This window comes from Brevibacillus massiliensis (assembly GCF_000311785.1).
GTDB classification, from domain to species: Bacteria; Bacillota; Bacilli; order Brevibacillales; family Brevibacillaceae; genus Brevibacillus_C; species Brevibacillus_C massiliensis.
In genome coordinates this window covers 208,983-227,282 of record NZ_HE978535.1, presented here as the reverse complement: position 1 = coordinate 227,282, position 18,300 = coordinate 208,983, and the positions used below count along the sequence as shown (strand labels likewise).

21 protein-coding genes and 3 pseudogenes are annotated in these 18,300 nt (G+C 54.9%); 7 read left to right on the top strand and 17 right to left on the bottom strand.

The features are described 5' to 3' along the window. Nucleotides 1-79: 79 nt before the first annotated feature. Nucleotides 80-454: a YflT domain-containing protein gene (locus HGBM_RS01195; RefSeq protein ID WP_019119279.1), complete on the top strand. Its 375-nt coding sequence runs from the start codon at nucleotides 80-82 to the stop codon at nucleotides 452-454. A gap of 105 nt (nucleotides 455-559) precedes the next feature. Here HGBM_RS01195 and HGBM_RS01190 read toward each other — a convergent pair whose 3' ends face one another. Continuing rightward, on the bottom strand, nucleotides 560-874 hold the full coding sequence (locus HGBM_RS01190; protein WP_019119278.1) for a hypothetical protein: 315 nt from the start codon (nucleotides 872-874) through the stop codon (nucleotides 560-562). Between the two features lie 19 nt (nucleotides 875-893). Next, nucleotides 894-1,448, bottom strand: a complete 555-nt coding sequence (locus HGBM_RS01185) for an NAD(P)H-dependent oxidoreductase (protein WP_026074115.1) — start codon at nucleotides 1,446-1,448, stop codon at nucleotides 894-896. On the opposite strand from HGBM_RS01185, the pseudogene HGBM_RS30130 reads away from it, so the two are divergent. After that, nucleotides 1,425-1,647, top strand: a pseudogene (locus HGBM_RS30130) (HlyD family secretion protein); the annotation flags it as partial. The gene HGBM_RS01185 and the pseudogene HGBM_RS30130 sit on opposite strands and share 24 nt — an antisense overlap. 13 nt (nucleotides 1,648-1,660) lie before the next feature. Further along, a complete protein-coding gene (locus tag HGBM_RS01180; RefSeq protein ID WP_019119276.1) occupies nucleotides 1,661-3,181 on the top strand; it encodes a DHA2 family efflux MFS transporter permease subunit in 1,521 nt (506 codons plus the stop codon). 55 nt (nucleotides 3,182-3,236) lie between these two features. Here HGBM_RS01180 and HGBM_RS01175 read toward each other — a convergent pair whose 3' ends face one another. The 7 genes from HGBM_RS01175 to HGBM_RS01145 form a co-directional block, all read right to left on the bottom strand. Then, the gene (locus tag HGBM_RS01175; RefSeq protein WP_019119275.1) at nucleotides 3,237-3,563 is read right to left on the bottom strand and encodes a DUF1292 domain-containing protein; all 327 of its coding nucleotides are present in this window, start codon (nucleotides 3,561-3,563) and stop codon (nucleotides 3,237-3,239) included. Between the two features lie 132 nt (nucleotides 3,564-3,695). Further along, nucleotides 3,696-4,568 (bottom strand): ABC transporter permease, encoded by an 873-nt coding sequence (locus HGBM_RS01170; RefSeq protein ID WP_019119274.1) that lies wholly within the window; start codon nucleotides 4,566-4,568, stop codon nucleotides 3,696-3,698. Further along, complete coding sequence (locus HGBM_RS01165) at nucleotides 4,568-5,494, bottom strand: ABC transporter ATP-binding protein (RefSeq protein ID WP_019119273.1); 927 nt, start codon at nucleotides 5,492-5,494, stop codon at nucleotides 4,568-4,570. The genes HGBM_RS01170 and HGBM_RS01165 overlap by 1 nt, the downstream gene beginning before the upstream one ends. 1 nt (nucleotide 5,495) lies before the next feature. Beyond that, on the bottom strand, nucleotides 5,496-7,739 hold the full coding sequence (locus tag HGBM_RS01160; RefSeq protein ID WP_019119272.1) for a hypothetical protein: 2,244 nt from the start codon (nucleotides 7,737-7,739) through the stop codon (nucleotides 5,496-5,498). 32 nt (nucleotides 7,740-7,771) lie between these two features. Next, nucleotides 7,772-8,833, bottom strand: coding sequence for a PD40 domain-containing protein (locus tag HGBM_RS01155; RefSeq protein ID WP_019119271.1), 1,062 nt, complete (start codon nucleotides 8,831-8,833; stop codon nucleotides 7,772-7,774). Then, nucleotides 8,820-9,395, bottom strand: a complete 576-nt coding sequence (locus tag HGBM_RS01150) for an RNA polymerase sigma factor (RefSeq protein WP_245552868.1) — start codon at nucleotides 9,393-9,395, stop codon at nucleotides 8,820-8,822. Before HGBM_RS01150 ends, HGBM_RS01155 begins: the two co-directional genes overlap by 14 nt. A gap of 123 nt (nucleotides 9,396-9,518) precedes the next feature. Further along, nucleotides 9,519-10,676: a trans-sulfuration enzyme family protein gene (locus HGBM_RS01145; protein WP_035286190.1), complete on the bottom strand. Its 1,158-nt coding sequence runs from the start codon at nucleotides 10,674-10,676 to the stop codon at nucleotides 9,519-9,521. Between the two features lie 138 nt (nucleotides 10,677-10,814). Between HGBM_RS01145 and HGBM_RS01140 the strand changes: the two genes are divergently transcribed. Then, nucleotides 10,815-11,120, top strand: coding sequence for a DUF1811 family protein (locus tag HGBM_RS01140; protein WP_019119268.1), 306 nt, complete (start codon nucleotides 10,815-10,817; stop codon nucleotides 11,118-11,120). Between the two features lie 11 nt (nucleotides 11,121-11,131). Next, nucleotides 11,132-11,584 carry a DUF441 domain-containing protein gene (locus HGBM_RS01135; protein ID WP_019119267.1) on the top strand — a complete coding sequence of 151 codons (453 nt, stop codon included), beginning with the start codon at nucleotides 11,132-11,134 and terminating at the stop codon, nucleotides 11,582-11,584. A 48-nt stretch (nucleotides 11,585-11,632) separates the two neighbouring features. Here the strand turns inward: HGBM_RS01135 and HGBM_RS01130 are convergent, their stop codons facing one another. Continuing rightward, on the bottom strand, nucleotides 11,633-11,950 hold the full coding sequence (locus HGBM_RS01130; protein WP_019119266.1) for an iron-sulfur cluster biosynthesis family protein: 318 nt from the start codon (nucleotides 11,948-11,950) through the stop codon (nucleotides 11,633-11,635). A gap of 136 nt (nucleotides 11,951-12,086) precedes the next feature. On the opposite strand from HGBM_RS01130, the gene HGBM_RS01125 reads away from it, so the two are divergent. Both HGBM_RS01125 and HGBM_RS01120 read left to right on the top strand, forming a co-directional pair. Continuing rightward, nucleotides 12,087-13,232: a DUF2515 family protein gene (locus tag HGBM_RS01125; RefSeq protein ID WP_019119265.1), complete on the top strand. Its 1,146-nt coding sequence runs from the start codon at nucleotides 12,087-12,089 to the stop codon at nucleotides 13,230-13,232. Then, nucleotides 13,225-14,166, top strand: a complete 942-nt coding sequence (locus HGBM_RS01120; RefSeq protein WP_019119264.1) for a hypothetical protein — start codon at nucleotides 13,225-13,227, stop codon at nucleotides 14,164-14,166. Before HGBM_RS01125 ends, HGBM_RS01120 begins: the two co-directional genes overlap by 8 nt. 92 nt (nucleotides 14,167-14,258) lie before the next feature. On the opposite strand, the pseudogene HGBM_RS30125 reads toward HGBM_RS01120, so the two are convergent. The 7 genes and pseudogenes from HGBM_RS30125 to HGBM_RS26165 form a co-directional block, all read right to left on the bottom strand. Next, nucleotides 14,259-14,638, bottom strand: a pseudogene (locus HGBM_RS30125) (DUF1444 family protein). Next, nucleotides 14,605-14,808 (bottom strand): hypothetical protein, encoded by a 204-nt coding sequence (locus HGBM_RS30120; protein WP_147512760.1) that lies wholly within the window; start codon nucleotides 14,806-14,808, stop codon nucleotides 14,605-14,607. Before HGBM_RS30120 ends, HGBM_RS30125 begins: the two are co-directional and overlap by 34 nt. Before the next feature lie 28 nt (nucleotides 14,809-14,836). Then, a complete protein-coding gene (locus HGBM_RS01110; RefSeq protein ID WP_019119262.1) occupies nucleotides 14,837-15,949 on the bottom strand; it encodes a DUF3900 domain-containing protein in 1,113 nt (370 codons plus the stop codon). Between the two features lie 144 nt (nucleotides 15,950-16,093). Further along, complete coding sequence (locus HGBM_RS31015) at nucleotides 16,094-16,249, bottom strand: hypothetical protein (RefSeq protein WP_019119261.1); 156 nt, start codon at nucleotides 16,247-16,249, stop codon at nucleotides 16,094-16,096. Nucleotides 16,250-16,261: 12 nt separating this feature from the next. Then, entirely contained in the window at nucleotides 16,262-17,494 is a 1,233-nt protein-coding gene (locus HGBM_RS01100; RefSeq protein ID WP_035286189.1) for a DEAD/DEAH box helicase, read from the bottom strand. Nucleotides 17,495-17,606: 112 nt separating this feature from the next. Beyond that, on the bottom strand, nucleotides 17,607-17,747 hold the full coding sequence (locus tag HGBM_RS31010; protein WP_019119259.1) for a hypothetical protein: 141 nt from the start codon (nucleotides 17,745-17,747) through the stop codon (nucleotides 17,607-17,609). A 53-nt stretch (nucleotides 17,748-17,800) separates the two neighbouring features. Beyond that, nucleotides 17,801-18,300 (bottom strand): annotated as a pseudogene (locus tag HGBM_RS26165) (sigma 54-interacting transcriptional regulator); the annotation flags it as partial.

The following is an 18,300-nucleotide window of genomic DNA, read 5'->3' as shown; positions in this document are numbered from 1 at the left end:
AAAAAAAATCGTGTATTCCGGTTGGCTCCGGGCAAACTAACACCTGAAACCCACGTTTTTCACAGAAAGGGTGATGTACATGATCAGTGCCACAAAACCGTTTGTCAAACTTCACCGCTACGATCAGGAGCTCGTATCCGACATCCAGGCGCTCAACTCCTCCGGCTACAAACGGGATGACATTTACGTCCTCAAGTGGAATCCGGACAAAAATCACTCCAACCAGCGGGACAATTATTACAAGTACAGCAAACACTTCGAAGACGCGGTGGGCGACTTTGACAGCAAAGCACAGTTTTTTGACAACGGCGGCAAAGAACTGCGCAGCAAGCTGGAACATCTCGGCCTCACCAAAGACGAGGCTTCCGCGCTTGTGCGGGAACTGGAGGAAACGGACTACACCTGTATTCTCGCTGTCAGGGATCTGAAAGACAACATCATTAAAATGGGGTAGCGCCCGAGTAGGCGACAACTCTACTGCGGCAGGGTTGTTTTTGTCTGCCCGGCTTTCTCCCAAAAAACAGGCAAGCCGGAAGGGACCCTCACCTCCGGCTTTGCCTTACTCCTCTTGTTTCATCTTTCGCAGAGCCTCCCGATAATCTTCGTCCGAAATGTGGCGGGTCGGTTTTTTCTTGGCACCGGTTTGAAATTGCCGCAAGGCCTGCCGATAGGCATCATCCTCCATTTTTAACGGATCGCGCTTCCGTCTTTGCGTCGTTTGCTGCGGGGCGGGAGCTTCTTCTCGCTGCGGTTCGCTGACTTCCTGTGGCGCTTCCTCGACTTTTTTCCTCCGTTGTCCTGCTGCCCGGACGTTGAACACGATCAAAAACACGATGGCGATCAGAGCGACGATGCCAAATACGATGAGTGTCATGTAGACGCCTCCCCTTGCACTAAGTTTGGGCGGCGGAGAATCTTTTGGTCGTTTGGGCCACCCGGCGTCCGAGCGCCCGGCCAAGCGCAAGGTCCGAGCTGGAGGGCAGGTTGGGCGGATCATCCGGCGATGTTTCTACCGGACAGGTGATCCCGACTCCGTAATAGCTGCCGTACAGGGCGTTTTCAGGCAGGTTGGCCGGCAATCCGACAATAATCATCCCCTGATGCAGCATCGGTGTAATCAGGTTGAGCATCGTCGCCTCAATTCCGCCGTGCTCGGTTGCCGTCGTACAAAAAACGGCGCCGATTTTGTCGACCAGCTTTCCTTCCGCCCACAAGTATCCCAGTTTGTCAATCCAGGCTTTCAGTCCAGCGCTGATGGTTCCAAAGTGGCCGGGACAGCCCCAAATGATCGCGTCCACCGCCGCGAGATCGCGAACGTTGGCGTTGTCTACGTGATGCAAGTACACTTCCGCCCCCTCCACCTCGCGAGCTCCTTCTGCAATCGCTTCCGCCAGGGCCTCGGTATGGCCGCCTTCACTGTCGTACAGATGGTAGATGTCTACGTAGATGCGTTTCCCGGGACGGCTCTCACAGGAACAGTCTCCAAGCTTGGCTACGGCCGGCACCTTTTCGCTTTTGCCCGCCGGCAATACGACGGCAAACTACACGAAAGTAACCCAGGTCATCCCCGTTACAATCGCCTTGGAGGGGTACAGGGGACTTACGCTGGTGCCCGGCATGAGCGTCACGGTGAGAATTCACAAATAGGAGTACAAAAAGAATGGAAAACATGAAAATCGGGCGCGTCATCGTTGTCCTGGTCCTTGGGATGTTCGTAGCCATCCTCAATCAGACGTTGGTCAATGTCGCGATCCCGCACATAATGACTGATTTGAACGTCACGACGACAACCGTTCAGTGGCTGTCTACCGGTTTTATGCTGGTAAATGCCGTGTTGATACCGATCAGTGCATTTTTAATTGAAACCTTCGGGACCCGAAGCCTGTTTATCACCGCCATGCTGTTCTTTACCTTGGGATCGGCCGTCTGCGGCATCTCCACCACTTTTTCCCTGGTGTTGACGGGGAGGCTGATACAGGCGGCGGGCGCAGGAATTCTCATGCCCCTGGTGACGAATGTTTTCCTCAGGGTCTTTCCCCGTGAACAGATGGGAAAAGCGATGGGGACGATGGGGATTGCGATGATGTTTGCTCCCGCCATCGGGCCCACTTTATCCGGTTATATCGTGCAGAGCTACTCCTGGCGGATCTTGTTCTACATGATGGTGCCCTTGGGAATCATCGAAATCCTGCTGGCGTTGAAATGGCTGACCAATATATCCAAACCGACGTATCCGAAATTCGATACGCTGGGCGCCATTTTTTCCACGATCGGATTCGGGGCGTTGCTGTTCGGGCTCAGCGAAGCCGGCAGCAAGGGCTGGACGAGCGGAACGGTCCTGGGCTCACTGGGAATCGGGATATTTTTTCTCATCCTCTTCGTCTGGCGGGAACTTTCGACCGAGGATCCGATGCTGGACCTGCGGGTGTTCAAATACGATATCTTTACCTTGACGACGATCGTCAGCATCATCGTCAACATGGCGATGTTCGGAGCGATGCTGCTGCTGCCGATCTACATTCAAAACATCCGCGGCTTTACCCCGTTGGAGTCCGGCCTGCTGCTTTTGCCGGGCGCGATCGTGATGGGCATCATGTCGCCGATAGCGGGAGCCCTGTTCGACCGCTTCGGGATTCGGCCGCTGGCGATCATCGGCCTGTTGATCACCACGTTTACCACCTACGAGTTTAGCAAGCTGACATCGGAATCCTCCTACACCCATATCTTGTGGCTGTACTGCGCCCGCAGCTTCGGCATGTCTTTTATCATGATGACGATCATGACTGCAGGTTTGAACCAACTGCCGCGGTTTCTCAGCAGCCACGGAACGGCGATGGCCAATACGCTAAGGCAGATCGCCAGCTCCATGGGCACCGCTCTCTTGGTGACGATCATGTCGACGCGAACCACTGATCATCTGGCCGATTATGCGAATGCGATCACGTCAACCAACACCTATATTACCGATTCGATCAATCAGCTTGGGCAGGACTTGGCAGCCTCAGCCGGTCTTGCTCCGGAGTCGGGACAGGGCATCGCCATTTCCCTGATCAACAGTATGGCGGCCCGGCAATCCTCAATCGACGGGATCAACGATGCGTTTATCGTCGCAACGCTGATTACCATCGCCGGTTTGTTCGTCTCTTTTTTCTTGAGAAACACGCCCCCCACGGGTTCTTGACCCGGTATGAACGGAAAAAGCGGCGATTCAGCATCGCCGCTTTTTCGTGCACAGCTTATTTATGGTCGTGATCGTGGTCGTGTTCTGTGAGTTCGATGTCGTCGAGGATTTCATTTAGCTTGGCGTATGCAGCATCCTCTTCATCCTCTTCCAACGGAACCAGCTCTTCCCCATCCAGGCCCAGGACGAAAATGTCGATTTCCTCGTCCATATCCTCATCGGCCTCTTCGTCTTCCGATGCAGGGGTGAGCGCTACATACTGCTTTTTGTCCATTTCATAAATCGCCACGATTTCGAATTCGCCGATCTCTTCGCCGTTCTCGTCATCGAGCGTAATCACGTCGCCAACTTCAAGCTGGTTGTTCTCCATTTCCTTGCTCATGTCCTCACTTCCTCATATACTTGGTAGAAACTTCTATCCTATCTTACTCCTTTTCCGGTCAATAAGCAAAAACACCTGCCTAAGCAGGTGAAAAAAAATCCAAAAAACGGCCGCAGGAGACGCCGGGACCCGTCATGACCGGCGGCGTCCCAGTCCCAGCCTGAGCGGGCGCCGGACCGGCTGCAGCATGTAGCAGCTGCAAGCGATCAAGACAGCGCTCAGGACCGTATAGACGATCGCGTAGTACAACCACGGCGTAATAAAAAATTCGAAGGCAGGTTCAATGGGGCGGCCCAAGATATCAAACATGGTGATAACTGGATTAAGTCCGGCAAGAAGCTGGACCGCGGGCATGTTCCAGACATAATCAACCGTGTATTCCGGCCGATTTACCTCCTGAAGCAGAGAAACGAGAAAAAACAGGATGACACCTGTACCAGCCACGAAGAAAAAAGCCAGACCGTAAGAAATAATCGTACTCACCCCTGTCCGTTTCGTCCAGGTGGAACAGAATAACCCCAGTGAACCAAAAAACAGAATCGTTATGGCAAAAAACAGCACCAATATAAATAGTTGTGCGGGCGATACCCCTCCATACAGAAAGACAAAGCTGTACAGGGGAAGTGACGCCACGATCAACAGGAAGATAAAGGCAAGCGAGGTGAGCAGCTTGCTGACGATAATCTTCACCGGTGAAAGCTGTGTTGCCAGGAGAATGTTCAGGGTTTGCCGCTCGCGTTCGCCGCTGATCGCTCCTGCCGACAGAGCCGGAGCGATAAAGCAGATCATGCCGAATTGGATGACGGCCATCAGCAGAAATACCCTGTAATTTTCACCCGGCATCAGGATGTTGTAGGGCTCGTTAAGCTGCGTAATATAAATAAAGCCCAGCAGAATCGTCCCCATGACAAACAGGTAGAGAGCCAGAATCCAGACGGTCCTCTTGCTGCGAAAGCGTTCCCTCATCTCCTTGACGATCAGCGGATTGGTAAAAAACTCGACCATCAGCTCCCCACCCCTTCCGTAATAGCGAGAAATACATCCTCCAGGTTTTCCCTCGATTCGCCGAAATGCACCACGGGCACGCCCGCTTCAATCAGCATCTGCAGAAGCTGCGCCTTGTCCGCTTCTGTCCCGGTAAAGTGAAAGCGAAAATGGCTGTTTTTATTGTCCAGCCGTTTTACGTAAGGAAATTCCGCCAACAGCTTCTCGGCAACCTCCTGCTTTTCCAGAGCCTTAAGCTGCATGACCGATATTCCGCGCGTTCCGACGCTGACCTCGTCGACCGCTCCGCAGGCGATCAACCTGCCCTTCTCGATGACACCAATCTTGTCGCACAGCTCGGCGAGTTCTGGCAAAATATGGGAACTGATCAGGATTGTCTTGCCCATCCGCCTGAGCTCTTTGAGAATTTCCCGCATCTCGATTCGCGCCCGCGGGTCTAATCCCGATGCCGGTTCATCCAGGATGAGCACGTCGGGACTGTGTACGAGACAGCGAGCCAGACCTAACCGCTGCTTCATTCCGCGGGACAGGGAATCGACATAAGCATCCGCTTTGTTGGACAAATTGACCAGTTCCAGAAGATCGGCAATCAGGGACCGCCGCCTGCTTGCCGGTATGTGATAGGCGCTCGCGTAAAACTCCAGATACTCGGTCGCCTTTAAATTGTCGTACACGCCAAAGAAATCCGGCATATACCCTACCACCTGCCGAACAGCTTTTGGTTCGGTTACCACGTCGTATCCGCAAATGGACGCCTTTCCCGACGTGGGTGCCAGAAGCGTGGAGAGAATCAGCATCGTCGTAGACTTGCCAGCCCCGTTGGGTCCGATAAAGCCAAATACCTCCCCCTGTTCAATCGAGAGGTTCAGATCGGTCAGCGCCTCCAGCTTTCCGTATCTCTTGGTTAACCCTTCTGTTCGAATCATCCTATCTCTCCTCCCCTTCAACCTGGAAGAACGGAAGCGGCATCGAAAGTCGCTGGTCAGTTGGATTGTTAAAGCGAATCTGGATCGTACCGTCGGGACCCAGGTATTGCGGGAGGTTCTCCTCCAGTATCACCCGCTGGCTGCGGTCCAGCGGCTGCCACATTCCCCGCTTCACGTCCAAAATCGCTTTCTCAAAGGGACGGTACGGACTGAGATCAAGCGGAATCTCTACCCGTTTCACCTGCAGGTCGGCCTTGCCAACCGCTAGTTCATAGGTAATGGTTCCCTTCGGCGCGATATTCCTCGGATCGCTGTACCTGTCAAGATTGAGCGTGCTGACCGGCAGCGTACCATACGGGTAGACGGTCCGGCCGTTCGGTCCCGGCATCAGCTTGATCGGCTGGGCTATGACGTTCCAGTAGTGCTCGGCAAGCTGCTTGCTTACGATGTGAAAGACCGGCAGCGCTTGATCGCTGAATCCCATCAAGTGAACGGGAGCACCGGGGAAGTAGGCGCCGATATTCTGTTTCGTCAGCTCCACTCTTTCTTCCCTAGTCATCTTGAGCAGTTCGGAGGGATCGGCATCAGCTATTCCCGGAATGATGTACTGCTCGATTTTTGCGTCCACCTGCTTCGTTTCGCCCCGTTTCAAAGGACCGAGTGGAATGCGCTGCATCCCCAACTGCACAAACGTCTGCTGCAGATCAAACGCGGTATCGTTGGTAACTGTTCCGCGCAGTCTGAGATCGCTGACGGAAAGCTCCGCGCTAAAGTGTCCGAGATTTTGACGAACCCCGATGCCATAGGCCTGGGTCGTTGACAAATAGGGCACGTTGTCGTACGTGATCCGCGTCCCGTCTTCCTCTTTCGCCAGCAAGTTTTTCGCGTTCGACTTGACCGGATAAGGCACCGCCAGAAAACCAGGTTCAGCCTTCACTGCATAGTTCCCCCCGGAAATCGTCAAGAACGAAGCGGCTGAATGAACCTCTGCCATGTGCTCGTCGACGATCCTGATGCTGTTCACTGTAAAACTGGCGTCTTCCTTGGCTACTTGCGGGCGGCCGATCGCGTAGATGCCGATTGTCAGCAGCACCGCAAAAGCGGGTATAATGCCCCAGGCCCAGTCGCGGCGATCGAATCGTTTCAGCAGAAGGTACAGGCCGGGTGCAACGAGGAGCAGGTAGATGATCCAGATGAGGATAATCCACTGTACAGAAGGAATGGTCACCTCAGGGATCAATCTGCTGACATTCAGCAAGGGCATGTCGATGCCGTTGTAGTGTATGTCTTTTTCCATGATACTGTCGGCGGCCTTGTACTTTTGCAGGGTGTTTTTCCACAGCTGTCTGTTATACTGCCAGGAAGCCATCGGCTCGGCATTGATATCGTAGTTGACAAACAAGAACAGGCCCGAGCCTACCTGCTTGTGGCTAATCAACGGAAAATCGCGATTGTAGACCGGAAGCGAGTCGACCGGCAAAGAGCGTTCCCCCGACAATTGACGCAATTGGTCAAGATCGGTCGCCATCCCGCTCCTTCCAGGCGGAATGTCCAGCAGATCGCGAAACGGCTGGACCCACTCGTCCCGGTTCGGTCCGGCAGAGACGATCAACACCCCGCCGCGGGTTACCCACTCCTTGATCGCGGCTAGCTGCCGGTCGGTGATCGCGCCCGCCGGTACATCGCCAAGCGCCAGCAAATCGATGTTGTTCAAGATCCATGCCTCGTCGGGCAAGGCCTTCGGGGCGATGTTTTTTACTGTCAACTGATCAAATGGGTATTCGCGTTCATTCCCTCTGACCGTCGATAAAAAGTGAAAAGCATTCTGGTTGCTGTCGACCACGGCGGCGATCCGTTCTGTTTGAGCCGGAAGCGGCGGCAAATTTCTGCTGACGGCCACCTTGTCCCCGCGAACAAGCGTAACCACCTCTGCCCGATCGCTGAGTTCTTCCACGGGAAGGTCAAAGGTGATTTGCTTCGTCTCGCCCTGCCCAAGCGTGATCTCCTGGCGGACGATGCCGTCCCGCCACTTGCTGCCCGCCGATCTGGGACCTACCCCGATCAATCCGGTAAAAGCGTCCCCCCGGTTTGTGATCGTCACCTTGATTCTTGACCATTGGCTGTATTTCATCAATCCGTCGAGCGGAACATCGACAGACATTTCGATACTGTTTTCGGCTGCTGCGGCCGGATTTGCCAATATGCAGGCAAACAGAGCGGCAAACACGATCAGCCATTTCCACATCCGGCTTCCCCTCTTTTCCTACAGTGTACACCTTATTCGCGGCGGACGACGGCAAAGACTATTCCCTGTTTGGTCTGTTTGGCCACCAGCAGATGCTTTCCATCCCTGGCCCACTCGGCACTTTTCAGCGACACCCCTCTGTACAAGGGAACAGCGAGCGTGTCAAATGTCCCTGTCTGCTCGTTCAGGCGGGCCTGCATCAGACGCCCTTCTGCGGAGAGATACGTAAACCGATCCGGGCTTTGCCAGGAAGGCTGCGTACCGCTCGCCGCCTTTGCCGTAACGCCGCGAGTCAGATCGGCCACCTGGATCACCCCGTCTTGCACATAGGCGATCCGCTTGCCGTCCGAGGACCAATCAGGCTGACTCCCTTCTGCCAGCTTGTTCTCCCGGTAAGTGGCCAGGTTGTTGATCCATACCTCGGCTTTGTCGCCTTTCACCTTGGTGTAAGCGATCTGCCGGCCATCCGGCGACCAGCTTACGTCAGCTACCTGTGCACCCGTTTCTTCCCACAAGAGCTGGGTGCTCGCTTGCCCCCCGCCGTCGTTAAACTGCATCATCCAGAGGCGGGAGGCCCCTTCTGTCTGCTCCAGTACAGCGATCCGCTGACTGCTGTTGGACCAGACAACCGACTCATACCTGCCCGAAGTAGAAGGCAAGGAAAACAAATCCTTATCCTCCGGATGATCGACCGGATAGGCATGCAGTCTGGCGTTGTCGGTCAGATAGGCGATCCTGTCTCCCCGCGGGGATATGGATACCTGCCTCGCGGTTTCTTCCGCCGGAATGGCAAGGACAGTTTGTTCGTGCAGCCGCAGGCCGTCATTCGGCAAAAATACCATGCAAGCGGCGATCGACAGGGCGATCATCCCGCCGCCAAACCACCAGAGGCCGCGGCGGGATCGCTTGACCGGCACCGCTCCCTGCTGCTGCTTCTGCATTTGCTTCATCTGTTCCAGCAGCCGCTGTTTTAACTCTGCTTTTAATTTGTAATTAACGGGGACCGCCTGGCGGACATGCCCGAGGTGGGTCAGCAATTGGGCTATTGTCGTATCGTGACGTTTGTCCATCCCATTGTGCTCATTTTCCCTCATTTCGGTCACCCTCCTTGTACAACTTCTGCAGCTGCTGCAGACCGCGGTATGCTATCATCTTCACGCTGGACTCGGTTTTGCCCAGAACATCTGCCACCTGAGAAATCTTCAATTCGGCAAAGTAGCGCAGCGACAGCACATCCCGCTGATCCTGTGTCAGGCGGTCCAGCCGCTCCAGCAGCGTGGCCAGCGTTTCTTTCGATAAAGCCTGCTGTTCGGGCTGCCAGGTGTCATCTGGCTCGTCGCTTAACAGAAACTTGTCTTCTGTCGGTACCTCCCGATTTTTTCTTATGTAATCGATAAAGGTGTTGTGGGCTATCCGAAAGATCCAGGCAGCGAATGGACGCGTACGGCTGTATTGATCGAATTTTTCCAGCGCTTTCAAAAAGACAGCCGTCGTCAGATCATCCGCGTCCCAAGAATTGTAAACACGACAGCGCAGATAACGGTTGACACGATCAAAGTACTCGTCGTACAGCTCCGTAAAATCCCGCGTTTCATAATAACCTGTTTCATCTTCGGGTGGTGAGGCGTTATGTTTCTCTTCCCGTTCCAATGGCATCCCCATCACTCTTCCTCCAAGCCTTGTTCTCTACCCAGATTGACGAGGCCTGTGCGGTTATGGTCACGAACTGCGTCAAAAAAATAAAGCGGCCCCAGGCAGCCGCTTGGAAAAATGCTGTCTTCAACAGGATAGTGCCTGTTCCAAATCTTCGATGATATCTTCGAGAGCCTCAATTCCTACCGACAGCCGAACCAGTCCCATCGTGATGCCCGTGGCCCGGCGCTGTTCCTCTGTAAAAGCACGGTGTGAAGTCGTCACCGGATGGGAGACCGTCGTCTCTACACCTGCCAGGGAAGGAGCGAATTCGATCCAGCGAAGCGAGCGGTAAAACGGGTAGATCTTGCTTTCATCGGCGAGACGAAACGAGATCATCGCCCCCTGGTGATTGCGGTGGAAAAACGCCGTAGAGGCTTCCGTCGGGTAGTATACCGCCTCGACGGCCGGATGCCGGGCAAGGAAGGCGGCCACCTGGGCTGCGTTGTCGCATTGGCGCTCCATTCTGACCGCCAGCGTTTTTAACCCGCGGGCTGCCAGCCAGGCTTCGAACGGACTGAGTGAGGCGCCGTAGTTCACCACGATCTCTTGCGCCCGCCCGATCAAATCGGCGCGTCCAACCAGAACCCCTGCCGTAACATCGCTGTGTCCGCCAATGTACTTTGTCGCGCTGTGGACGACCAGATCGGCCCCGTAGCGGATCGGCTGCACCAGATACGGCGTGGCAAACGTGTTGTCTACCATCGTGATCAGTCCGTGCTGCCCTGCCTGTTTCAACCAAAACGGCATATCAACTACCGTGAGCAAAGGGTTGGTAATCGTTTCAAAATACAACATTTTCGTATTTTCTTTGACGTAGGGAGCCAGCGATTCAGCCCGATTCAAGTCGATGACGTCAAATGGAATCTGCAGCCGGGAAAGTTCTTTTTGCAGCAGCGCGTAGGTCCCCCCGTATATTTCGTGAGAGACCAGCAGATGATCTCCCGGGGACAGCACCGCGAGCAGGCCGGCCATGATCGCCCCCATGCCCGAAGCGGCGCTGACGCCTTTTTCCGCCTGCTCCAGACGTGCGACGGCATCCGCCAGCTGTGCCTGATTCGGGTTGCCGTTGCGCGTGTACAGATAACCGCGTTCGCCCCGATAGTACTGTTCCACCTCCTCCAGTCCCGGAAAAGAAAAGACGGAGGTTTGATAGATTGGCGTTGTTTTGCTTACATCTTTGATTTCATGGGAGCCTTTCAGATGAACTGTTTGGGTTTCAAAGCGTTCGGGCAACGCGACCATCTCCTCGTCGTATTTGTCTCTACCACATTTTAATGTAGCGCGTACCGATCGTACAATACCAACATTCTCGATGGCCGCTGTACAAATCGCCTTCATGTTTTTGCTATAATGAAACATGTTGGAAAGGAAGTGATGAGCTTGCAGCTCTACAGTCAAATGACATTAGCCGAACTGCAAATCGAAATGGAACGGCTCCGAAGAGAAGCAGAGGAGAAGCAGAAGGCGGGAGATACCGTCGGTTTTTCCATACTCCAGCAAAAATTTTTTCTGGCAAAATCCTACTTCCTCGGAACCAAGGAATTCTTCGTCGGCCAGACGTACCAGGTATACGGACATGAACAGCCATTTACCATCGATTATTTTAACGGTGTGTTCGCCTGGGGGCGGTTTGCCGGCTCTGAAGAACAAACCGGATTTCCCGTTGGCATGCTGGAGAGAAGGTGAGCGTGAGGCAGATGGATTTTACCAACCTGATCTTGCTGCTGCTGCTTGCCATCGGCATTATTGGCAATAATTCTTCGATCTCTATCTCCATAGCCGTGCTGCTCTTGATCAGACTGCTTCACTTTGACCGGGCTTTTCCGCTTCTGGAGCAGTACGGGCTGCAGGTGGGAATTATCATTTTGACGATCGGTGTGCTCTCCCCTGTCGCAAGCGGAAAAATCAGCCCGGACCAGTTGTGGCGGACCTTCACCAATTGGCACTCGCTTGTAGCGGTCGTAGTGGGGATCCTGGTAGCTTACCTTGGCGGTCGCGGCGCCGATTACATGACGCAAAGTCCGCTTGCGGTCACGGGGCTTCTGGTCGGGACGATCATCGGCGTGGCCGTTTTTCGCGGCGTCCCCGTCGGTCCATTGATCGCTGCGGGTATTACGGCCTTTATTTTGCAATTTTTCCCCAAGTCTTGAAAAAGGAAAAACGTTGTCCCAGACCTGATGGACAACGTTTTTTTCCGCTCAACCCCAGCGTTCTCGCAGCGTCAGCCCGTAGGCGAGAATCTCGCCGGGCGTAATCAGCTTAAACCCCTGACGTTCCGCGTAGTCAATCTTCAATGCGGAAGCTCCGATAAACTGCTCCGTCTCCGGGTCTACGGCGATTGACAGCCCGTCCTGCTCGGTGATCCTGCCCGCCCTTCCGGGTTCGTCCCAGACGAGACTGTATTCCACGTTCATCCCGCAGCCGCCGGCGAGCTCTCCGTTAACGCGCAGGACACTGCCCGCCGGTGCAGCGTCTTTGATTTTTTCTCTCGCCGTTTTTGTCACTTCAATGTGCATTCTGATCCCCCCTCTTCACTGTAGTCAATGGAAGCGAACATCGCAAGCTGTATTCCTCAAGTGAGGCAGCCGGGCGGATTTTGCATATGATGGGAAAAAAGCGGAGAGCCTAGATTCAGGATAGGGGGGTTTGCCGATGTCCACAGCGACCGAAACTGCACAAGACCTGATTCACAAAATCAGGCGTTCTACCGCACTCGCCAACCGCAACAACCTCACACGGACGGCTGCATACCTGTCGTTTTATCGCCGCCATCCGGAAGTGGACTGGGCCTTGCTGGCTCACCTGGTGTCCCGCAACGGCGGCTGGAGCATGACGGATCTGCGCGGTGATTGGCTGCCACGGCTGCTATCCGGCGATAAAATTGACGCTTTTTTTGCCTTCCTGGAACGCTCTAACTGGCTCATCTTTCACGATGCCTACGCACAGCTGCTGCTGTACGAACAGATGAAAGCAGACCATCGGGATTTGACCCACTTGCTGCCCCAGCTGGGGGTTTCCCGCTTCATGATTCCGCTCTGGAAGGAATTCCTTAGCACCCGGGACGCCACCCGGCTGACCCGCGGCTTGATCGTCAATGAGCAGCAGTACATCCACCAGCGGGTTGTGCAGCAGAATTTCTATCAAGAGCAGGTGCTCCAGTCTTTTCCGTTTTTGGCGCAGTGCATCCTCTCGCTCAATCAAGTCTTGTTTCCTTACCGCGACGGGGACAGCGCCGCCCCGCCCAAGCTGATCGGCATCGCCATCCGTCATTTTCCTTCCGTCACAGAGCGGATTGAAGCGGGAAAAGCTTTATATGCACTCCTCTTTTCCCATCGCGACACACTGCAAAAGATCAAGAACTGGGCCTGTCAGACTCCCCACACCGGCTCGCGTGCGGACTTTTGGCCCCACCTGTTCTCACCTGTCAGGGCAACCGAAGCCGCTGCTGCGTACACGAAGCGATTGTCAGGCGGCAAACTGCTGGCCGGCAAGCCCAAACTCTACAGTCCCCGCTTGAACGAGGTTTGGGCTGACAGCGAGCAGCCGGCCGCTGACGGGACGGATTGGTACCGGGACGAGAAGTGGCTTGATTACCTCGATGAACACGGCGGCCATGTGCTCGATCCCAGCTCTCCGCTGGTCTCTTTTGCAAAGAATATCCAGCTCTTTTTTAGCAAACCGGGTGATCCCCTGCTGATGATGACCCAGGATGACTACGTCCAGGGGCTGAATCTGGCAGATGCCGGCATTTGGCTGGCCGAGAAGTTATCCCGGAGTGAGGAAAAAAAAGATGAGTGAACGTCAGAACGGCCAAAAAGCTTTTATGCTGCGCTGCCAGCTGCCGAGCGGCACCTTTCGCCTGGCACCGCACAGCGATGTAATCAACCCTTACTTCACCAACATCGCATTGGCCGCTCTCGTCGAGCTCGGCGAGGCAGATGCGGTCATGGGCCATCTCGTGTGGTATCTCAACCACGTGACGCCTCGCGGTTACGTCAACGATTTTCGGCTGCGGGGCGAAGAAGAATGCGACACCGGCAAAGCGGACAGCGAAGACAGCTACCACGCTACTTTTTTCAGCCTGCTGCGAGCCTGGATCGAACGTACAGACAATCCAAACTGGCCTACCGGCGTCCATGACAAGCTGGCTGATATGCTGCGAGCGCTGCTCCGCCTGCAGCAGCCGGACGGATTGACCTGGGCGAAGGAGTCGTGGAGAGTAAAGTATGTAATGGACAACTGCGAAGTGGCGCAGGGGCTGGCTGACGCCGGCTGGATCTTTGCCGGCTTGGGGGACGGGGAGCGCGCGAAACTGGCGCTTGAGAAAGCCGAGCAGTGCCGCCAGGGCATCTTGTCTACCTACAGCGTAAAAAAGCAGTGTTTTGCCGTATACGACCGGGTGCTGCCCAACTGGGGGAAGTGGTACCCCGATGCCACCAGCCAGGCGTTTCCCGTCCTGTACGGCATCATCCCCGCCGCCGGTCCGATCGCTTCACACCTGTACGGATGCCTGACAGAACATTTCCCCTACTATGACAGGTTTAAGACTGGCGATTTTTTTCCTTGGATGGTGATGGGCGAGTGGGCAGACATCATGGGGGATCGGGAGCGAAGTGCGCGGATGCTTGAGCAAGCAGAGCACCAGTACATCTACGGCCCCCGGCAAAGGTACTGGCTGCTGCACGAAGCCGGGCGCTTTCTGCGGTTGGCTCGGCGGATCGGGGAGATGTAGCTGCCGCATGGACGAATCCCGCCTGAAGCGGCATACCAGCGGCAGTCCCCCCTCTTTACTTCTTGACGATCAGATAGGGCTCCAGCTCGCCGTCATGCAAAAGGGATCGGCGTGATCGGGACATCTCCCTTGGTGGCAAAGTCGTACGCAAGGCGGGCGAGCAACTCTGCTCCCTTCGCATCTCGTATATCAGCGAGGATCAGGGAGTCTTGATGCGGAGCATCACGCCCTGCTTCTGCCGGTCGTACCGATCCAAGAGACCGGGAAGCAATATCCGGCTCGCCGCATACCCGTCCTGCGGGCTGATAAAATGCAGGCGGCTGCCGCCAAGCTCCTGGGTGCGAACAGGCACGCCAAGCCGCTGCAGATTGGCCATCGCCAGCTGGTGAAACTCCTGTTCCTCCCACCTCGCTTCGTCCAGCATGGCATGATCGATGATCAGGTAGCCCTTGTCCTGGTCCAGGGCGTACACGATGGGGTCCGCTGTGTCGTCTCTCCTTCACGGTCCCGCACCAGAATCAATTGGTCGTGTTGATCAACGCTTTCACGGCAGCTCCACCCTTCCGGCAATTCGCGGTTTAAGAGCTCTGCCACCCGCCGTCTCAGCGAGTTTTGCGTGCGCTGCTGTCGTTCCTCGGGCATGTAGTCCTCCTTCTCGCGCGCGGCACGGTTACCACGGCGGACTGTCTTCAGGTTCATCGATTGGCCGTTCTGCAGCGGCGGCGGTCTGCGAGCGCTGTTCCAATTCCCGGACGATCTCATGGAGCTGTTTGGGCTTTAAGAATTCTACCGGCGAAACCCCCCGCTCAAATTCCAGCATCTCCCCTTCCAGCAGGATCAAGTAGCGTCCGTTGCTCTTCGCGATATGGATCTGGGTACCGTAGTCAGCCAGCAGCGTTTTCACGCTCATGTGGTCCAGTTTCAGCTTCAACTCCAACTGCGGCTGGCTTTCCGCGATGATCTGAGCCGCTTCCATGACGGTTTCATGGTCCCACTTTTCCGCCAGCGTCCGCTTGGGACTGGCGGCCATCAGCTCCACCGCTTCCTCCTCCCGCTGCCGCTCCTCGGGCTCGTCCAGGAACGTCTGTTCGATATACTGGCGGGCCAATGAGACGACTTCCCGGGAGACGATCTCGCTTGCAGTCTCCGGATACTGGATGTACTTGAGAAATTCCTCGAAATAGCGGGCGTGGGAGAACTGATGGATCTTGACGTGGTACTCGTCCACCATGCCCGGCTCGATCAAGTGCGGGTAGAGAATGGATTTCATGTTTTTCGCGTTGATCGCCATATTTACGTTAGCGATCAAACTTTTCTCGTCGGTAATCACTGCCGTTTTTTGTTCAAAGTCGCATTTGAGGATAAACAAAAAGCGGTCCTCGTAGCGTTCCAACACTGCTTTGACGAACAGCAGCACCCCGCTCCGCACCTGCGATGTACGCAGATAAGACTGGACGAACGGCTCGCAGGCAGCGGCAAATTCGTCGGGTGTTGCCGCCTGCCGCGCTCTCTGAAACAGTGCGTAATTGGGATTGGAGTCGAGGGTGAAGCCCTCTTCGATGACAAACTGGCCCAGCTTTGTCGGACTTCCCTCGCTGCGCGGATGCTGCTCCGCCTTGCGCTTGGCGATGCGGGAAAATTCGCCTTCCAAAAACGGGCGCAGCTCGCTTTGCTGGTACTCTTCGCCAGAGAGCGTCCTGCCCAGCCGAACGCGCTTGGGACCGTTCTCTTCCTCCTGTTGTTCAATCAAGTAAAACGATACACAATCAATCAAAAAATTCATCAACGAAATCTCCTTGCGGTTGGCTTATGCCCACTGACGTTTATGCCGCAGCAATGCCACGATTATACCATCCACTTTGCCCGCTCCGCCATCCAGGCGACAAAAAGCAGCGCACCAAAGTACGCCGCTGCTCTTCTGCTGGTGTTATTCCTTTATCTCCTGCTGTCTTGCCTGCTCCATGCGCTGCTTCAGCTCGGATGCTTCCCGTCTCAGCGTTTGCCGCTCGTTTTTGGACAGATCCTCGCCGCCGGCCACGCCGCCCACGAGCAAGTTTTCTTCGTACAGGCGGTCCTTTCGCACTCCGTTCCCCCCTTAGTGCGTTCGATTTCCTTTACGCTTATACTTTGAACGAAATGCGGGATTCTTATGTGCCTGCTGCGCTCCCCGGTTTGTCTGCGGCCGCAGCTGCTCCGGCTCGACCAGAGCCCCGTATGACATGACCCGTTCCTCGATGGGAATTCCTGTTTTTTTGGAGAACTTCTCCACAATAAACAATTGCTTGGGTGTCACGATGGAAAAGACGAGTCCCGCCGCTCCCATCCTTCCGGTCCGCCCGCTGCGGTGCAGATAGGCGTCGGCGTCAGCGGCGGGATCAAAGTGAACGATGAGCTCTACCTCGGGAATGTCAATCCCGCGGGCGGCTACATCCGTCGCGATCAGAACGGGGTATCTGCCCTCGCGAAAGGCGGTGAGCGCCTGCTCCCGCTCCAGCTTGCTGGAATCGCGGTGAATCAGCCGGCATTCCAGTCTGTGATAGCTCAGCTTGACCTGAATTTCCTCTACTTTGTCCAGCTCATTGACAAACACGATCGCTGCCTTGGCATTGACCAGCCGCAACAAGCGGCGCAGCGTATCTACTTTTTTGCGCTCCTCGCTGCGCAGGAAAAAATGCAAGACGCTGTGTCCGCCTGCGGGAGCCTCCGCCTTGATCACCTCCGGATCGGCTGTCTGTGCCAACAGCAGTTCCCTGACGGCGTCGGGAATCGTTGCGGAGAAGAACAACCGCTGGGTGTCGCGCAGCGTCCGTTTCAAGATCTCCTGAACAGGCCCGGCAAATCCCGGATCCAACAGACGGTCCGCTTCGTCCACCACGACGCTCTTTACCTGGTGGAGTTTCAGCTTACGCTGTTCGACCAATTCCTTTACCCGCCCGGGAGTACCTACGACCACTGCAGGGTGTGTCTTCAGCTTTTCGATTTGCCGTTTGGGATCAGCCCCGCCGATCAAAGCGACGACGGTTCGGCCTAATGTATGTACAAGCACTTCCGCTTCGCGGGCAATTTGCATCGCCAGTTCATGGGTAGGTGCCAGGATGAGTACTTGCAGCTCTTTGTTGTTCTCGTCGAGCCGCTCACACAGGGGCAGCAGGTATGCCAGCGTCTTTCCCGTTCCCGTCGGAGATTCTGCAATGACGTTCCTGCCGGCGAGAATCGCGGGTATCGCCTTCTGTTGGATCGGGGTAGGGTCGGTTATCCGTTTTTTCGCTAGAACATTCATCAATGGCAGCCGCAATTGAAACAGCAAAACCTGGTCTTCCACAAACATCCCTCTTCTCACAGCTATCAATTGGTAGCATAACACGAGAGAACCGCGAAAGAAAGCATAAATGGGGCTGTTTTCCAGGTTTGAAACCGCCCCATGCTCTCCTTGGCCAATCCTAACTGTTGGTGTCGAGGCGGGTTTCCCGCTTTTCCATCTTGTCGTGGCGATCCTTCTCGGAGTGCTGATTGTGGCTGCCTGGCGGATTCTTCTGGTATTCCTCTACCTGCTGTTGAAATTCTTTATCGTAGCCGCGCATGGTTGAATCACCTCCCGCTTGTATTGTTCCCCCCTCAGGCCGGCTCATGCTGCAAGTGATAGTTCACCTACTTCATCCAAGAATAAAGTACCCCCTTCTGCTACTTCAGCAAGGCCAAGCTTCCCTTTTTTATTCGCCCCAGTAAAAGATCCGGATTCATAGCCAAAAAACTCCGTTTTTAATAACGATTCAGGAATGGCCCCACAATTCACTTCAATAAAAGGGCCGTCTTTTTGCAGGCTTTTATTGTGAATAAATTTGGCAATTAACGATTTACCAACTCCTGATTCACCAAATAAAAGCACATTAACATCTACCTCAGCGACCTGAAGGGATGTATCGATTACTTTCCTCATCTCCATGCTATTGGCGATAATTCCTTCAACGAGATCATTACGATTCCTCATCATCTCCAGTTCTCTTTTTACTCTCTCCATTTCGTCCTTCATCTGAATGAGGTACTTTTCCATTTCCAACAACTCTGTCACGTCATGAGAATAACTTACAATCCGGATTAACTTTCCACTTGAATCGAAAACCGGTACTCCCGTTC

Coding starts and splice junctions, on each gene's coding strand:
- HGBM_RS01125 (WP_019119265.1), top strand. CDS start 12,087: ATGTCCACAGCGACCGAAACTGCACAAGACCTGATTCACAAAATCAGG.
- HGBM_RS01110 (WP_019119262.1), bottom strand. CDS start 15,949: ATGAATTTTTTGATTGATTGTGTATCGTTTTACTTGATTGAACAACAG.
- HGBM_RS31010 (WP_019119259.1), bottom strand. CDS start 17,747: ATGCGCGGCTACGATAAAGAATTTCAACAGCAGGTAGAGGAATACCAG.
- HGBM_RS30120 (WP_147512760.1), bottom strand. CDS start 14,808: ATGCCCGAGGAACGACAGCAGCGCACGCAAAACTCGCTGAGACGGCGG.
- HGBM_RS01190 (WP_019119278.1), bottom strand. CDS start 874: ATGACACTCATCGTATTTGGCATCGTCGCTCTGATCGCCATCGTGTTT.
- HGBM_RS01150 (WP_245552868.1), bottom strand. CDS start 9,395: ATGCCATTGGAACGGGAAGAGAAACATAACGCCTCACCACCCGAAGAT.
- HGBM_RS01145 (WP_035286190.1), bottom strand. CDS start 10,676: ATGGTCGCGTTGCCCGAACGCTTTGAAACCCAAACAGTTCATCTGAAA.
- HGBM_RS01170 (WP_019119274.1), bottom strand. CDS start 4,568: ATGGTCGAGTTTTTTACCAATCCGCTGATCGTCAAGGAGATGAGGGAA.
- HGBM_RS01160 (WP_019119272.1), bottom strand. CDS start 7,739: ATGTGGAAATGGCTGATCGTGTTTGCCGCTCTGTTTGCCTGCATATTG.
- HGBM_RS01180 (WP_019119276.1), top strand. CDS start 1,661: ATGGAAAACATGAAAATCGGGCGCGTCATCGTTGTCCTGGTCCTTGGG.
- HGBM_RS01120 (WP_019119264.1), top strand. CDS start 13,225: ATGAGTGAACGTCAGAACGGCCAAAAAGCTTTTATGCTGCGCTGCCAG.
- HGBM_RS01165 (WP_019119273.1), bottom strand. CDS start 5,494: ATGATTCGAACAGAAGGGTTAACCAAGAGATACGGAAAGCTGGAGGCG.
- HGBM_RS01155 (WP_019119271.1), bottom strand. CDS start 8,833: ATGAGGGAAAATGAGCACAATGGGATGGACAAACGTCACGATACGACA.
- HGBM_RS01130 (WP_019119266.1), bottom strand. CDS start 11,950: ATGCACATTGAAGTGACAAAAACGGCGAGAGAAAAAATCAAAGACGCT.
- HGBM_RS01195 (WP_019119279.1), top strand. CDS start 80: ATGATCAGTGCCACAAAACCGTTTGTCAAACTTCACCGCTACGATCAG.
- HGBM_RS01175 (WP_019119275.1), bottom strand. CDS start 3,563: ATGAGCAAGGAAATGGAGAACAACCAGCTTGAAGTTGGCGACGTGATT.
- HGBM_RS01100 (WP_035286189.1), bottom strand. CDS start 17,494: ATGTTTGTGGAAGACCAGGTTTTGCTGTTTCAATTGCGGCTGCCATTG.
- HGBM_RS01135 (WP_019119267.1), top strand. CDS start 11,132: ATGGATTTTACCAACCTGATCTTGCTGCTGCTGCTTGCCATCGGCATT.